Origin of the sequence: Binatus sp. (SeqCode), assembly GCF_036522015.1 — a bacterium.
GTDB lineage: Bacteria > Desulfobacterota > Binatia > Binatales > Binataceae > Binatus.
In genome coordinates this window covers 1-14637 of the sequence record NZ_DATDGQ010000034.1, presented here as the reverse complement: position 1 = coordinate 14637, position 14637 = coordinate 1, and the positions used below count along the sequence as shown (strand labels likewise).

Here is a 14637-nt window from a genome sequence, read left to right as displayed (position 1 = left end):
CGCGCCGCTGGTCAACGGCGACATCTATCCGAGCTTCTCGATGACGGAACCGGAAGTCTCGGGCGCCGATCCGACGGGATTGCGGACGCGCGCCGTGCAGGACGGCGACGAATGGGTAATCAACGGCCACAAGTGGTTCACCAGCGGCGCCAACGTGGCTGCGTTCTCGACCGTGATGTGCGTGACGGAGCCGGACGCGGCTGCGCACGAACGCTTCAGCATGATCGTCGTCCCGACCGACACCAAGGGCTATCAGATCGTGCGCATCGTGCCCGTGATGGGCGAGACGTCGGGCGGGCACTGCGAGATAAAATACACCGACGTGCGCGTGCCGCTGACGAACCTGCTCGGGCCGCGCGGACAGGCGTTCACGATCGCGCAGAAGCGGCTCGGCCCGGGGCGCATCTACCATTGCATGCGATGGCTGGGGCAGGCGCAGCGCGCGTTCGAGCTGATGATCGATCGGGCGATCAATCGCCAGGCGTTCGGCGGTCCGCTGTCGGACAAGCAGACGATTCAGAACTGGATTGCCGATTCCGCCGCCGAGATCCAGGCGGCGCGATTGCTCACGCTGAACGCGGCGGCGAAGATCGACGCCGGCGACGAGGCGCGCGTCGAGATTTCACTGATCAAATTCTTCGGCGCGAAGGTGCTGCACGACGTTATCGATCGCGCAATCCAGGTGCACGGCGCGATGGGCGTGTCAGAGGACACGCCGCTGGCGCGGATGTACCGTCACGCACGCTTCGCGAGAATCTACGATGGGCCCGACGAAGTGCATCGGATGGTGGTATCGCGGCGAATCGTGAGCGAGTTCAAAAAGGGGCGCAAGTGGGACTTCGGCCGCGGCATCAGGAGGAACGGAAAATAATCACCTGCGCGGTGGGCGGCAGGGGTGACCCCTGCACCCAGTGAAAGACGAAGACGCGAAATTCGCGCAGCGCGACTTCCGCGACGGGTATAGCACAGAATTATTACAGTGCGTTGACGCCGCGCTCGCCGGTGCGGATACGCACGACCTCTTCCATCTGCATGACGAAGATTTTGCCGTCGCCGATTCTGCCGGTTCGCGCCGCGCGCTCGATGGTCTCGACGACCTGCGCCGCCAGCTCGTCCGAGACGATTATCTCCAGCTTGACCTTGGGCAGAAAGTCCACGACGTACTCGGCGCCGCGGTACAGCTCGGTATGCCCCTTCTGACGGCCGAATCCTTTGACCTCGCTGACCGTGAGACCCTGCACACCGATACTCGACAGGGCCTCTTTGACCTCGTCGAGCTTGAACGGTTTGATGATCGCCTCAACCTTCTTCATAAGTCTCCTCTCGGTCCTTTCTCAGACTGGCCGCGCGCGCGCCGCGCTCTCGATCGTCTCGACGGCCTGCGCCACCAGCTCGTCCGAAACAATTATCGCGAGCTTTACCTTGGGACGGCCGAATCCCTTCACTTCGCTGACCGCGAGACTCTGCACACCGATACTCGACAGCGCCTCTCTGACCTCGTCGAGCTTGAGCGGCTTGATGATTGCCTCAATCTTCTTCATAAGTCTGCTCTCGGTCGCGCGGGCTAATGCCGGCCCGGGCTTCCATCCCCAATAACAATTCTCTTCGGATGGCGCAGGTTCAAGACCCCCGTTTAGGGCGCGCCGCGACGGTTCCCGCTTTCACTGGCGCCTACTTGCTGAAGAAAACCTCCCGGGCGTGATTGGTGTCGCAATACTCGCGCACCTCGGCAATCTTGTCGCCGTCGAAGCGGATGTCGAAGTGGTAGCGATTGTTGTATTTCTTGCCGTTCATCGCGGTGGTGTTCGATTCCGCCTGTACGGCACAGCGGTCGCCCTCGCAAATTACGGTGTCGATTCTGAGGCCGAGACCGCCGGGCATCATCGTCTTGATCCCCTTGGCGAGAGTCTTTATTCCTTCGTGGCCCTTGACTGGAGCCATGCCGGGCATCCTGGTCATGACCTTCCACTCGAAGTCGTTGGCGACCATGGTGGCGAGCCGCACGGGATCGGGATCTTCAAACTCGCTGAGAAATTCCGTGGCCAATTCCTTTTTTTCCGCTGAGGTCATAAGCCTGTCTCCTCGATTGCTACAGACAGATTCCTAGTCCATCCAGCGGGATTGCGCCAACATCTGGCGCAAGCGTAGAACGCAAGCGCGATGCCAACAGGCAGGGGCCTTCGCGATACGCGTTGCCGCATCACAATTTTTCTCAGGGTAGGCTTGCGGGATGCTTAACTGACGGGCGTCCGATTAATCGGCAGGCACTCTGCTAGGATGCGGCGCTGTCGCTTCGCTTGAGCTGGAACTTCGGCTCCTCGCCGCGCGACAGGCGCTGGATATTCTCGCGATGGCGAAACAGGGCGAGCGCCGTCATCAGGATCGCAAGCAGCAAATACTGATGAGGCAGCCCGAGAATCGCGACGGCCGGCGGCAACACAATCGCCGCAGCGATCGAGGCCAGCGACGTGATTCGGCTGATCGCAACCACCACGGCGAACGTGGCAAGCGCGAACAGGATCACCATCGGCGAGATTGCGAGCCAGATTCCAAGCGCGGCAGCGATGCCCTTGCCCCCTTGAAAGAAAAGAAACACCGAGCAAATCGCGCCGACAAACGTGGCAAGACCAACCCACGCGATAGTCGTGACTGGAAACCCTGCAGCGCGAGCGATGATCACGGGAATAGCGCCCTTCAGCGCGTCGCCGACCAGCGTCATCAGCGCAGCACCGGGGCCGCCCGCGCGCACCACGTTGGACGCCCCGATATTGCCACTGCCGACCGCGCGCGGATCGAAGCCGCGGATATGTCCAACGATCACGCCGGTCGGAATCGAGCCGATCAGGTAAGCGGTGAGAATCAGCAGTGTTTCAGTAATCACGTTTGTGCTGACCGGCCCCCGGAGGGCAATTCACTGAAAAAATCGGGGTGACTGGATTTGAACCAGCGACTCCTGCGTCCCGAACGCAGTGCTCTGGCCAGGCTGAGCTACACCCCGTCTCCGGTTGCGGGTAATCGGGAAAGTACAGACGAGTGGTTATAGCATTGGAGGCGATAGCGCGCGAGTCCGCCGGAATGCCCGGTACTGGCCTAGTTTGACGCAGAGTGTCTGAATTTCAAACCGGGAGTCTCTTAGTTTCCCTTGAGACTCAGATCGTTTATCGAAACGCAACGCAACATGTCATCAATCTTGGCAGCCTGTTGAAAGTCCTCGCGACGTGATCCTTCCCGCCAGTTTTCGATCATTTGTTCGCACTCTTTCTGAGTCGGATACACGTCTATATCCGCAGGAGCGACAACCCATTTGGAGAGCGGCGCGGTTTGATCCAGGTTTCCGTTGATCTGTGGCGGTTGCATGATTTTCCAGCCGGTCGACTGAGCCGCCTTTACGGACGGTCCGGCGCATGCGGCCAGCAGCGCCAGCGAGAAAGCGGCAACGTGGCGAGGCTTCATGGCTGATGCGTCTGCGCGATCAGATCGCGCATCTCGCCCATGATTTTCTTGTAATCTGGCTTCGCGAAGATTCCTGAGCCTGACACGAAGACGTTGGCGCCTGCCGCCTTGACGTCCGCGATATTGTCGAGCTTCACGCCACCGTCGATCTCGACGTCGATGCTGAGGCCGCGACGTTTCAACTCGCGACGGATGTAGCGCAGCTTGTCGAGTGCGGCCGGAATAAACTCCTGGCCACCGAAGCCCGGATGCACGCTCATCACGAGAATCATGTCGAGATGCTCGGCGAATGGCAGCACCTTGTCTGCATCGGTCTCGGGATTGATGCCGATCGACGCGCGCGCGCCGAGGTCGTGGATCCGCTTCGCCATCGCGGGGATGTCGGGGCAGACCTCGCAATGCACCGAGATTGAATTGGCGCCCGCCTTCACAAACGCCTCGATGTAGCGAGCCGGCTCGGAAATCATCAGGTGCGCGTCGAGCGGCAGCTTCGTCACCTTGCGCACCGACTCGAGCACCGGGATTCCAATCGAGAGATTGGGGACGAAGTGTCCGTCCATCACGTCGAAATGAATCATGTCGGCGCCGGCCTTTTCGACCGCGCGAATCTCATCGCCGAGCCGCGCGAAGTCAGCAGACAGAATCGAAGGGGCAATCTTGTCAGCGTGATTCACGTGCGAAGATTACTAGTCGATCTTCAGCCGGTGCAACGCCATCAGGTCGGTTACTCCCGCGTCGCGGCCGAGTTGACTCAGCAGGGTCGTGATTTGTCCGCGATGGTGTGTCTGATGGTTGAAAAAATGCGTCACCGCGAGCCACATCGGCACTCGATAGCGGCCGGCCACGGACATCGCGTCGTAAACCATGTCGCGCTCAAGGAACTCGGCGGTGATTTCGTCTGACGATGTCCAGGCCTCGATCGTGGCATCAGTTTTCTCGCGCTCGCGGCGCAGTGTCGCGAAATCTGCGTAGAGTTCCTGATCGAGTGAACGAATTTCGATCGCGCGTCCGGCCCCGTCGAGCGATTGCATTCGAGCCGTGCCGACGAACCGTCCCATCTGCACTCGGTCCGTAAGCAGCAGATGGTTCAGCGTGAGATGAATGGAGCCGAAGAACGCGTGAAGGTCACGCTGGCGTTCCTCGTCGCTAAGCGCCGCGCAGGTATCGTAGATGCTGCGGTTCATCCACGTGTTGTACTGCGCCATCGTTCTGAACTGAGCAATCAGGTTCGTCGCCATCGGCTCAGTGGGAATCAGCGCGCGGTCCTCAGAATCGAGGAAGAGCGCTCGCGAGCCATGTGCCGATAGGATTCGAGACCGTTCGCCGCGATGAGTACGAATGATAGCGACGCCGTCCGACCCTGACCGGCGTAGCGCGTGTCCGATATGACACGTAACTCACATGGCGGGGCGCGGCGGTGAATGAATTTTCAGCGTAGTCCGAAGTATTCCAGGTTGCCGATGGCGTGCTGGTTGCGGTCGGCGTCACCTGCACTCTGCCGACGCCCTTTGCGGTGAGACCGATTTGGCGAGCCGCGCCATGCGACAGGTCAAGCGAGCGCCCATGCACAAATGGTCCGCGATCGTTGATTCGCACCACCACCGACCTGCCGGTATCGGGATTCACTACGCGCACGTGCGAGCCCAGTGGCAGCGTTGGCGACGCTGCGGTGAGACCTTCGGGATTGTACACCTCGCCAGTGCTGGTGCGATGTCCCGCGAAGCCGGGCCCATACCATGAAGCGACTTCGGTGTGCGAGGCGCGATAATTTTGCGGTGGCGGCGCGTAGTAGCTCGCGGCGGGCGCCGACGCGGGCGTAAAATTTTGCGAAGAACATCCGGCGAGCATGAATGCGAGAGCGCAAACCAGGAATGCCAGTATGGGCCGAACTGAACGCGGTGCGAAATGAATCAAGCGGTGGTCCACAGGGACACCAAGTATTTCAACCCTAGCGCCGAATCAAGCGTGCGGCAAAGAATCCGTCGAGTCCGCCGACGTCGGGGCGCGTCTTTATAAATCCACGAGCGTCGATAACACCTCTAAACTCGTCTCGACCCGCTACGGCGCGATCGATTTCGAAATCGTCGTGGCGCGCGAGAAATCCATCGACCACGCATTCACCCTCGTCGGGCGCGATACTGCAAACCGAGTACACGATCGCACCTCCCGAACGCACCAGCGTCGCCGCGTGCTCGAGCATTCGTGATTGGATCGCCGCCATGCGCGCGGGGTCGGTCGGCTTCATCCGCCACTTGATCTCGGGATGCTCCCGCAAGGTGCCGAGTCCGGTGCACGGCGCGTCGAGGAGCACGTAATCGACACTCAACGGCGCAAGCGGCGCTGCAGCGGTCAGGTCGGCGCAAACGAATTCGATATTGCGATGGCGCAATCGTCGCGCGAGGTCGCGCGCGTTTTTCAGTCCGTTGAAATTGAGGTCCATCGCGATCACTCGACCGTGCTCGCCAATCATCTCCGCCAGATGCGTCGCTTTGCCGCCCGGCGCCGCCGCACAATCGACGACCGTCGCGCCCGCGCGCGGCGCGAGCATTCGCGCGACAATCTGCGACGTCTCCGATTGCGCGTGGAACAGGCCGTCGCGATACGCGCGCGACTCGAAGCGCGGCGCGCTCTTCAGCACAATCGTTTCGGGCGCGCGACCGTCCGCGCCAATCTCGAAACCGTCGGCGCTGAGCTTCTCGATTATTTCCGCACGAGCACCGCGCGCAAGATTCAGCCTGAGGACATTGGGCGCAGCGTTGTTGTTCGCCGTCATCAGGCGCTCGGCGTTCGCGAGGCCGAACCAATCGACGAACCGCTCGACCAACCAGCGCGGATGCGAATAGGCAATCGCAAGAAAACTTTTTTCATTGCGCTCGCGCGGCGGCATCGGCGCCGTCTCGCGCGTCGCGCGGCGCATCACGGCGTTGACAAATCCGGCTGCTCTGCGGGCCTGAACATTTCGTTTGGCAATACTCACGGCGGTATCAACCACAGCGTGCTGGGGAATTCGATCGAGGAAGCGGAGCTGAAACAGCCCCATCCGCAAAATCTCGAGCGCAACCGGCTGAATCGCGATAAGCTCGCGCCGGGTCAGCTGCTTTAGCTCGTAGTCGAGGCGTCCTTGCCACGCGATCGTTCCAAGCACCAGCCGCGTGATGAGCCGCCGATCAGCCGGCGCAAAGTCCGGCAAGTGGGCGCCAAGCAAAACGTCGGCGTATGCGGATTCCCTATCGACGCGGAACAAAATGTCGGCCGCCGCGATCCTGGAGGCGAGTCCCTGATCTCCCGCTCTGACAACATGTTCGCTCATCAGTCGAATCGCGCTCCGGCGTCCACCCGTTTGCCGCGAAGGAAATCAACTGCCGGCATTCTCTTTCGCCCCGCCGCCTGTACTTCGATCAATCTGAGTCGTCCGGTTCCGCATTGGACCACCGAGGCCGGCTTCACGCTGACGATCGTGCCGGGAGAACTGTTGGAGCCGTCTTCGACTGCTGCGCGCCAAATTAGAACGTCGTCGCCGCCCAACCGCGTGCGCGCAATCGGCCACGGATCGTAAGCGCGCGTCATGCGCTCGATCTGCGTGGCGCTGGCAGTCCAGTCGATTACCGCGTCCTTTTTTTCAACCTGCGAGGTGTAGGTCGCCAGCGTCTCGTCCTGCGGCGTTTCGATCAGTGCGCCGCGTGCGGCGAGATCGATCGCGTCGAGAATCGCAACCGCACCAAGCTCTGCGAGTTTTTCTTTCAACGTTGCTTGCGTGTCTGTCGGCTCGATCGGAATCTTGCGCTGGAAATACATCGGACCGGCGTCCATCTCCTCGACGATTCGCATGATGGTGACGCCGGTCTCGGCGTCACCCACCAGGATTGCGCCCTCGACCGGCGCGGCGCCACGATGTCGCGGCAGCAGCGACGCATGCACATTCATCGGCGCGATGCGTGGAACGTCGAGAATCGAATTCGGAAGAATTCGTCCGTACGCCGCCACGACCAGAAGATCGGGCTCGAACGATTTCAGCTCGTTCAGGAATTCCGGCGTCCGAATCTTCGACGGCTTCAGCGTCGGAATCCTATGACTCGCCGCCACCGCACCGACTTCGCTCGGCCCCGTGCCGAGTCCGCGCCCGCGCGGCTGATCGGGACGCGTGACGGCCCCAACGACTCTGAAGTTGGCTCCTGAAGCCCTCACTAGCCGCTCGAGGATGTGGGCAGCCAGGGCGGGAGTGCCCATGAAAACAATCTTTAGTGGCTCGGCGATTTTAGATCCGCACCGAGGAGGGACGCACGCTGTCGGCCTTGCCCTCCTTGATTAGCTTTTTCAGTTTGCGCTTGTAGAGTTCGCGCTTGATTCGGCTGATGCGGTCGATAAACAGCTTGCCATCCAGGTGATCGATCTCGTGTTGCAGCGCGACCGCGAGCAGCTCGTCGGCTTCGATCTCGATCTCTTTCTCGTCGGGCGTCCACGCGCGCACCAGCACGTGCGCCGCGCGTTCAACGTCGGCCGTGTAATCGATCACCGAGAGGCATCCCTCTTCCCAAACGATCTTGCCCTCGGCCTCGACTACCTTGGGGTTGATCAGCTTCAGCAGACGCTTGCCGGGATTTTCGTGATCGGTGTCGAGCACAATTATCCGTTTCGATTCTCCGACCTGCGGCGCGGCGAGACCAACGCCGGGCGCGGCGTACATCGTCTGCACCATGCTGTCGATCAGTCCTTCGACGTTGCCGTTGATATTCTTGACCGGAGCGGCCGGCTCCTTCAGCGAATCGTCGGGGAATTTGCGAATTTTCAGGAGCGCCATCTGTGTTTACGAATCTATCAAAGGCTGGCTGGCGCGGCGAGTCCGAGCGGCGCAAGAAACGATTCGACTGCGCGGATACATTCGGCGGGACGCTCGATTTGTAGAAAATGCGTTGTGCCGGGGATGGCTTCGTACGGCAACCGGAGTTCTTCGGCCATCGCGCGGCCGATCAGCGCCGGCGGCATCACTTCGTCGAGCGTAGGATCGCCGCACACGAGTTTCACCGGCACCGGGCAATGCGCCATCTGCGGCCACAGGTCGGGATTCGCGCCGCTGGAAAAAACCTGCGCTTCGTATTCCCGCGGACACGCGAGAATCCATTCGCCGCTCGCGCGATCGTGTCGCAGCGTCGCGCGCGCCATCAGCTCGTACGCGTCGGGCACCCATCGTTTGAAGCGCCGGCTGAACTGCTTCGCGAGTTCCATCGGATCCTGGTAGCGCTCCGGACGCCGCGCCGCGCGCGAGGCGAGCGACTCCTTGTCGGATTGCTGAGTGTATTGGATCGGATGGCCTTCGCGCGGATAAACCGGCGGATCGAACAACACCAGCGCGTCGAAGCGACGACCGTACTTGTGCGCATGCATCGCAGCCGTGACTCCCGACAACGAATGAAACAGCCCGGCGGCCGGCTTCGCGCCAAGCTCGCGATTGATCGCGTGCCAGACCACGTCCAGGTCGGCAACAAAGTTCTGCCACGTATGCCCTTCGGCCGTGTGCAGCGGATTGTGCCCGTGATTGCGGAAATCGAAGACGATCACCTCGTAGCGCTCACGCAGCGGACCCCAGAACGGAAAGTAGCCGTCGATCGCGAGCCCGTTGCCGTGACTCAGCACGAGGCGCGGCGCTCCCGGGGTACCGTGCTGACGAATGTGGATGGTCGCGCCGTCGTGCATCTTCACGTCGAAGGCGTGACGCGCGCGCGGCACATGATGCACCGGGTGATGTTCGTTGGTCTCGTTCATTTTGTTCACTGCTCACAGCATCCTTACCGGATCGATGTCGATCGCAAGGTATATGTCGTCGCGTTCCGCCGACGGGCCGACTTCCGCGCGCATCGTCGCAATCGCCGCACGCATCGGTTTCAGCTCGCGCGACTTTAGCATCACCTGCCACCGGTAGCGCTGCTTGATTCGTTCGATTGGCGCAGGCGCGGGACCGAGTACGCGGATTCCCTCCGGCGTCGAGTGCTTCGCCAGAGATTTCGCGACCGCCTCGGCCATGCGCCGGACGAGTTGCGGCTCGGCGCCTTCGATTCGCAACATCGCGAGGCGCGCAAACGGCGGATACATAAGGTCGCGGCGCAATTCCAGTTCGCGCCGCATGAAGCGCGCGTAGTCCTTATCCTTGGCGGCGCGGATGCCGTAGTGATTGGGCGCGAAGGTCTGGATGATCACGCGGCCCGGGCGCTCGCCGCGTCCGGCGCGTCCCGCGATCTGCGTCAGCAACTGAAACGTGCGCTCGGCGGACCGAAAGTCGGGCATGTTCAGAGCCATGTCGGCGTTCACCACTGCGGCCAGCGTGACGCCGGGAAAATCGAAACCCTTGGTGATCATCTGGGTGCCGACCAGGACATCGATCTCGCCGGCGCGAAGCTCGGCCAGCATCCGCGCGCGCGCGCCGCGCACGCTGCTCGTGTCGGAGTCCATTCTTTCGATGCGCGCCGCCGGCATCAGCTCGGCCAGCGTCTGCGTGAGCCGCTCGGTGCCGAAGCCCTGCCCCTTGAGCCCGTAGCCTTTGCATTCGGGGCAGGTATCGGGCGCGGCAGTATGATTACCGCAGTAGTGGCATCGGAGAGAACGGTCGCGCATGTGAAAAGTCATGCTGACACTGCAGTTCGGGCACGCGATCACGTTGCCGCAGATGTGGCATTGCAGAAAATTGTGAAAGCCGCGGCGGTTGAGGAACACCATGCTCTGGCCGCGCGACGCGAGATTTTCGCGGAGCGCCGCGGCCAGCGTCGTCGAGAGCGGCACCGCGTCCGGAACTTCCGCCGCTTGCGATTTCGATTCTGCCGGTCCTGCGCCGTTTGTATCCCTGGCCGCCGCAAGCTTGCGCGCGTCGGAGATTTCGCGCCGCATGTCGACGATTTCGACGGACGCCATCGCGCGATCGTTGATCCGCCGCAACAGCCGCAGCAATCGGTAGCGTCCGCGGCGCGCATTCGCGTACGACTCGCTCGAGGGCGTCGCCGAACCGAGCACGACCGGGCATTTCGAGAAACCCGCGAGCGCAACCGCGAGGTCGCGCGCGTGATAGTAGATCCCTTCCTCGCTTTTGTACGACGCGTCGTGCTCCTCATCGACGACGATCAACCCGGCGTCATGCATCGGCGCGAAGATCACCGAGCGCGGACCGATCATCACGCGCGCCTGCCCGCCGAGCGCAGCCATCCAGCTCGCCCATCGCTCTGACACGCTCTGCGCGCTGTGCGCGATGCCGACCAGCGAGCCGAAGCGCGCGCGGAACGAGCGCACGATTTCGTCGGCGAGCGCTATTTCGGGCACCATGATCAGAACGTTGCGCCCGGCCGCGAGCGCGCGCGCGGCCAGCTTCAGATAAATCTCGGTCTTGCCGCTGGCGGTAACGCCCCACAGCAGAAATGCTTCGTAGCGGCGATGTTCGATTGCCGGTGAGATCGCATCGAGCGCGACTTGCTGCTCATCGGTGAGATCGAACTCCGATTCAACGCCTTCATAGGTTGAAGCGGGAGCGGCATCGAGCGCGACCAGACCGCGACGCGCCAGGCTTTTCAACGTTGCGTTTGCGCCCGTTATTCTCCTAGTCAAATCTTTGACTAGCACACCGGTTTCGCCGGCGCTGACTATCGAATTCAGCACTTCGCGTTGTTTCGGCCCGCGAACGTTCTCGATGCTTGCGCCGGTGACGAGGCGCGCGAGCAAGTCTGCTGTGTCGCGATGCCTTCCGGTGGTGTTGGCGCGGGTCTCGATGATGCCGTCGGCGGTGAAGCGCGCGAGCGCGGCGCGCACTTCGCTGGGGGGTCCGACTTTCTCGAGCTGGCGCGTGGTTTGTGGGCGCTTCGCGATCGATTCGAGGAGCGCGCGCTCGACGCGGGTGAATGCCGCGCGGGCGAGCGCGTCCGGCGGCGTCGCGAGACTGTACGCCATCCGCGATTCGACCCGCGCGACCGCGGGAATCACGCTGCGGTAAGCGTCGGCAATCGAGACCATGTAGTAAGACGCGAGAAATTCCATCAGTTGCAGATGCGGGCGATCGAACAGCGGCCGCGGCTCGAGCACTTCGAGGATGGGCTTCAGCTCGCCGGTCGAAAGTCGTTCGCCGATCTCGGTCACGACGCCCGTGACCTTGCGCGAGCGCAGCGGCGCGAGAACGCGATGGCCAGGCTGGATGAGTCCGTTGAGAGCAGGTGGAATCGAATACGTCAGCGTTTCGAATCCGCGCGTCGCCCCGACGATCACAATGTTGGCCTGCATCTCGACTGTCTCTGCTGCCAAGCAACTTACACCGCGCGCGAGCGATGCGGCGAGTCGCCGTGCCATTTTGCCCGATCCGCGTACCGCTTTCGCGGGCGCGTCCAATCCGGTTAAATCTGGTTATGACGCTTCGATTTCTGACTGCCGGTGAATCGCACGGACCCGAGCTGGTCGCGACGGTCGAAGGCGTGCCCGCCGGATTCGACATCGACGTGGCCGCGATCAACGCCGACCTCGCACGCCGCCAGAAGGGTTACGGGCGCGGCGGGCGGATGTTGATCGAGAAGGACGAAGTGAGGCCGGTCTCGGGCATCCGCTTCGGCAAATCGCTCGGCAGTCCGATCACCTTCATCATCGAAAATCGCGATTTCAAGAACTGGGTCAAGAAGATGTCGGCCGATCCGGGCGACCGGGGAGCGGCGGAAGTCGTCACGCGCGCGCGGCCCGGGCACGCCGACCTTGCCGGAGTGCTCAAATACAATCTCGAAGATATTCGCGACGTGCTCGAACGGGCGTCGGCGCGCGAGACCACTGCGCGGGTGGCGATCGGCGGGCTGGCGAAGCAGATTCTCACGCCGTTCGGAATCGACGTGCTGGGCTACGTCGCGAGTATCGGCGCGACCGAGGCGAAGACGCATCCTGAGTTAAGCATCGCGGAGCTGCGGCGGATTACCGAAGCGTCGCAAGTGCGCGTCGCGGATCCCGAAGCTGAAAGCAAAATAATCGCCGAGATCGACGCGTGCAAAAAGACCGGCGACACCCTCGGCGGCATCGTCGAGGTCGTCGCTACCGGGTTGCCGGTCGGGCTCGGCAGTCACGTGCAATGGGATCGCAAGCTCGACGGACGGCTTGCGTTCGCGCTGCTGAGCCTGCAGGCGGCCAAGGGCGTCGAGCTCGGCCTGGGATTCACGGCGGGACGGATTCGCGGATCCGAGCTGCACGACGAAATCGGCTACGACGCCGCGGGCCATCGCTTCACACGGCACTCCAACAATTCCGGGGGCACCGAGGGCGGGATGAGCACGGGCGAGCCGCTGCGGGTGCGAGTGGCGTTCAAACCGCTGTCGACGTTGATGCGTCCGCTGCGATCGGTCGATATCAAAACCAAGGCGGAAGCGGTGGGCGCGATCGAGCGGTCCGACGTCTGCGCGATTCCGGCCGCCGCGGTTATCGCGGAATCGGTGGTGGCGTTTGAGCTGGCGGCGGCATTCCTGGAAAAGTTCGGCGGCGATTCACTGACCGAGATTACACGCAATTTCAAAGGCTTCCTGGAACAGGTCCGCAACTACTGAAACCGCGGCGTGCTCCGAGGGTAGTATCCTAGTTAGCGGGAGTTGCGTAAGTAAGTATCTGCTTGACGGCAGTACGTCGAATTTCGCGTTCGATCAGCTTGGCGCTGATTCCGCATCGCGTCGAGGACATGAGATAGATCGCATTGAGCCAGAGCTTGAGCGACGAAGCGGAGTTTCTCGAAGATCTCGCAAATCTATCACCGCAAAAACCCGCGCCGAAGACGATCGGCTGAGAGAACTCTTGCGCCACGCCGATATCGCCAAGCTGAAAAAGTTGATGGCTCCCTTGATCGAACGACACGAGGCGATAGAGGAACAAACTAAAAAGCCTCGCCCTAAGCGCGCTTAGCCGTTAGCGATAAGCTCGGCGGTAACGATCAGTCTGCTTTGATACGAAAGAAAAATCGTACCAGTTGAAGCCGGATCGCTCGCGATCAGGAACTTGTATAAGTCCATCCCAGGTTGCGGAGCAGAAAACACCCGTTGCGTCACCGATGATAGGCTAGCTCTTGTTGTCGAGGTGACGTGTGCGGCAAAATTTCGCATGGTTTTAAGGTCGCTAAGTTGCAAGAAACTTCCGCTGATAGGGCTGTAGTAAGGGTAGCCAGTACGGAAGTACATTTGGCAAACCGTTCGGACCAAATTAACGTCCAGATAATCGAAATACCTTCGACCAGCCAAAATCATCTCTCGCGCCTTGGCCCGACTTGTAGGCGCAACGTATCGGACCGGTTTCTTTCCGCGAAGAGTCTTGCTACCAACCATGAATTCGGAAAGCGAATTCCCGAGGAAATTCTCCCAAGCGATTGACATGTTCAGGAAAGAAGCAACGACGACTTGTTTTTGATCAATCAGCGGCAAAATAGATTTGCCCCGAGCATCCTTTTGCTGGACGTGCAGAATCAAAGTACCGCATTGCGCAACATCGGCTTTGAAGTCGCCGAGTACTTTGGCAAGCGACACGATTTGATCCTATCGAACTAGACCAAGTAGGAATCTTGTTCTTCGCTCTCTGACTATTTGGTCAGTCGTCGCACGTCTGCAATCAGTTAAGAACCGGCGCTCCAATTCCGTAAGCGAGTTTAAGTTTTCGGGCGAAACCTTAAATAGCTCGCGGACCCGCTCTAGACCTGCTCGCGTCTCTTCAACCACTGATTTCGCCAGCGATTTTCTCGGAGCATTGAGTTTGGGCACGCGGAACAAGCAATGCGCGACAGTCGTAAATAGCGAGTAGAACAAAATCGGTCGTTTGAATTCAGTCTGAGTTAATCCATTCGGAAAAATCTCGTCGATCTTGGCGATAATTCGGTCGAAGCGCGCCTTCAGCAAAACGGGACTTCCAGCGAACGCTTTTTCATACTCGTCATAGAATTTCTTGATCTGCTTTTTAGACCTTATTCCCTCGCGCATGGCGATCAGCAAATCAGCGACCAAGGCGACTTCCTTCATTCGCAGAATCTGTTTTGCAGTAAGTACACGTTGCTTCACCAAATAGCTGCTGTACTTGAAGCCGATGTCGTCAGCTAGAATCTTGAAGGGACCAAAATGATTGGCATTCAACTTTTCCTGCTCGTTGAGATTTACCGCATACGAATTTAAGCGAGAGAAAATGTCTAAGACATCTTCGTCAGACATATTTGGC

General features: G+C 60.7%; 16 protein-coding genes, 1 tRNA gene and 2 pseudogenes. 2 read left to right on the top strand and 17 right to left on the bottom strand.

What is annotated here, in order from left to right; translation table 11 throughout:
- On the top strand, positions 1 to 871 hold an 871-nt coding region (locus VIW95_RS01425; protein ID WP_331583267.1), incomplete at its 5' end, for an acyl-CoA dehydrogenase family protein.
- Positions 872 to 974: 103 nt separating this feature from the next.
- Here VIW95_RS01425 and VIW95_RS01420 read toward each other — a convergent pair.
- From VIW95_RS01420 to priA, 14 genes and pseudogenes are all read right to left on the bottom strand, one after another.
- Complete coding sequence (locus tag VIW95_RS01420) at positions 975 to 1313, bottom strand: P-II family nitrogen regulator (RefSeq protein ID WP_331583265.1); 339 nt, start codon at positions 1311 to 1313, stop codon at positions 975 to 977.
- Positions 1314 to 1349: 36 nt separating this feature from the next.
- Positions 1350 to 1541: pseudogene (locus tag VIW95_RS01415) on the bottom strand (P-II family nitrogen regulator); the annotation flags it as partial.
- A gap of 130 nt (positions 1542 to 1671) precedes the next feature.
- Positions 1672 to 2070: a nuclear transport factor 2 family protein gene (locus VIW95_RS01410; protein ID WP_331583261.1), complete on the bottom strand. Its 399-nt coding sequence runs from the start codon at positions 2068 to 2070 to the stop codon at positions 1672 to 1674.
- A 202-nt stretch (positions 2071 to 2272) separates the two neighbouring features.
- On the bottom strand, positions 2273 to 2881 hold the full coding sequence (gene plsY / locus VIW95_RS01405; RefSeq protein WP_331583259.1) for a glycerol-3-phosphate 1-O-acyltransferase PlsY: 609 nt from the start codon (positions 2879 to 2881) through the stop codon (positions 2273 to 2275).
- A 42-nt stretch (positions 2882 to 2923) separates the two neighbouring features.
- Positions 2924 to 2998 (bottom strand) — tRNA-Pro (locus VIW95_RS01400).
- Positions 2999 to 3132: 134 nt separating this feature from the next.
- A complete protein-coding gene (locus VIW95_RS01395) occupies positions 3133 to 3453 on the bottom strand; it encodes a hypothetical protein (protein WP_331583257.1) in 321 nt (106 codons plus the stop codon).
- The gene (rpe, locus tag VIW95_RS01390) at positions 3450 to 4127 is read right to left on the bottom strand and encodes a ribulose-phosphate 3-epimerase (RefSeq protein WP_331583255.1); all 678 of its coding nucleotides are present in this window, start codon (positions 4125 to 4127) and stop codon (positions 3450 to 3452) included. The genes VIW95_RS01395 and rpe overlap by 4 nt, the downstream gene beginning before the upstream one ends.
- A 12-nt stretch (positions 4128 to 4139) precedes the next feature.
- A complete protein-coding gene (locus VIW95_RS01385; RefSeq protein ID WP_331583253.1) occupies positions 4140 to 4691 on the bottom strand; it encodes a DinB family protein in 552 nt (183 codons plus the stop codon).
- A gap of 28 nt (positions 4692 to 4719) precedes the next feature.
- Positions 4720 to 5301: a septal ring lytic transglycosylase RlpA family protein gene (locus VIW95_RS01380; protein WP_331583251.1), complete on the bottom strand. Its 582-nt coding sequence runs from the start codon at positions 5299 to 5301 to the stop codon at positions 4720 to 4722.
- A gap of 100 nt (positions 5302 to 5401) precedes the next feature.
- Positions 5402 to 6763 (bottom strand): 16S rRNA (cytosine(967)-C(5))-methyltransferase RsmB, encoded by a 1362-nt coding sequence (rsmB, locus tag VIW95_RS01375; RefSeq protein ID WP_331583249.1) that lies wholly within the window; start codon positions 6761 to 6763, stop codon positions 5402 to 5404.
- A complete protein-coding gene (gene fmt, locus VIW95_RS01370; protein WP_331583269.1) occupies positions 6763 to 7689 on the bottom strand; it encodes a methionyl-tRNA formyltransferase in 927 nt (308 codons plus the stop codon). Before fmt ends, rsmB begins: the two co-directional genes overlap by 1 nt.
- Before the next feature lie 19 nt (positions 7690 to 7708).
- On the bottom strand, positions 7709 to 8251 hold the full coding sequence (def, locus tag VIW95_RS01365) for a peptide deformylase (protein ID WP_331583247.1): 543 nt from the start codon (positions 8249 to 8251) through the stop codon (positions 7709 to 7711).
- A gap of 17 nt (positions 8252 to 8268) precedes the next feature.
- On the bottom strand, positions 8269 to 9213 hold the full coding sequence (locus tag VIW95_RS01360) for an alpha/beta hydrolase (protein ID WP_331583245.1): 945 nt from the start codon (positions 9211 to 9213) through the stop codon (positions 8269 to 8271).
- A gap of 12 nt (positions 9214 to 9225) precedes the next feature.
- Complete coding sequence (gene priA, locus VIW95_RS01355) at positions 9226 to 11769, bottom strand: replication restart helicase PriA (RefSeq protein ID WP_331583243.1); 2544 nt, start codon at positions 11767 to 11769, stop codon at positions 9226 to 9228.
- A 56-nt stretch (positions 11770 to 11825) separates the two neighbouring features.
- On the opposite strand from priA, the gene aroC reads away from it, so the two are divergent.
- Positions 11826 to 12995, top strand: a complete 1170-nt coding sequence (gene aroC / locus VIW95_RS01350; protein ID WP_331583241.1) for a chorismate synthase — start codon at positions 11826 to 11828, stop codon at positions 12993 to 12995.
- Positions 12996 to 13023: 28 nt separating this feature from the next.
- Here aroC and VIW95_RS01345 read toward each other — a convergent pair whose 3' ends face one another.
- The 3 genes and pseudogenes from VIW95_RS01345 to VIW95_RS01335 form a co-directional block, all read right to left on the bottom strand.
- On the bottom strand, positions 13024 to 13314 hold the full coding sequence (locus VIW95_RS01345) for a hypothetical protein (protein ID WP_331583239.1): 291 nt from the start codon (positions 13312 to 13314) through the stop codon (positions 13024 to 13026).
- A 26-nt stretch (positions 13315 to 13340) separates the two neighbouring features.
- Positions 13341 to 13958 (bottom strand): hypothetical protein, encoded by a 618-nt coding sequence (locus VIW95_RS01340; protein WP_331583237.1) that lies wholly within the window; start codon positions 13956 to 13958, stop codon positions 13341 to 13343.
- Positions 13959 to 13967: 9 nt separating this feature from the next.
- Positions 13968 to 14637 (bottom strand): annotated as a pseudogene (locus VIW95_RS01335) (hypothetical protein); the annotation flags it as partial.

Bases quoted from the DNA above. Each gene is read 5' to 3' on its own strand.
- VIW95_RS01420 (WP_331583265.1), bottom strand. From the start codon at position 1,313: ATGAAGAAGGTTGAGGCGATCATCAAACCGTTCAAGCTCGACGAGGTC.
- VIW95_RS01410 (WP_331583261.1), bottom strand. From the start codon at position 2,070: ATGACCTCAGCGGAAAAAAAGGAATTGGCCACGGAATTTCTCAGCGAG.
- VIW95_RS01395 (WP_331583257.1), bottom strand. From the start codon at position 3,453: ATGAAGCCTCGCCACGTTGCCGCTTTCTCGCTGGCGCTGCTGGCCGCA.
- VIW95_RS01385 (WP_331583253.1), bottom strand. From the start codon at position 4,691: ATGGCGACGAACCTGATTGCTCAGTTCAGAACGATGGCGCAGTACAAC.
- VIW95_RS01380 (WP_331583251.1), bottom strand. From the start codon at position 5,301: ATGCTCGCCGGATGTTCTTCGCAAAATTTTACGCCCGCGTCGGCGCCC.
- rsmB (WP_331583249.1), bottom strand. From the start codon at position 6,763: ATGAGCGAACATGTTGTCAGAGCGGGAGATCAGGGACTCGCCTCCAGG.
- def (WP_331583247.1), bottom strand. From the start codon at position 8,251: ATGGCGCTCCTGAAAATTCGCAAATTCCCCGACGATTCGCTGAAGGAG.
- VIW95_RS01360 (WP_331583245.1), bottom strand. From the start codon at position 9,213: ATGAACGAGACCAACGAACATCACCCGGTGCATCATGTGCCGCGCGCG.
- priA (WP_331583243.1), bottom strand. From the start codon at position 11,769: ATGGCACGGCGACTCGCCGCATCGCTCGCGCGCGGTGTAAGTTGCTTG.
- aroC (WP_331583241.1), top strand. From the start codon at position 11,826: ATGACGCTTCGATTTCTGACTGCCGGTGAATCGCACGGACCCGAGCTG.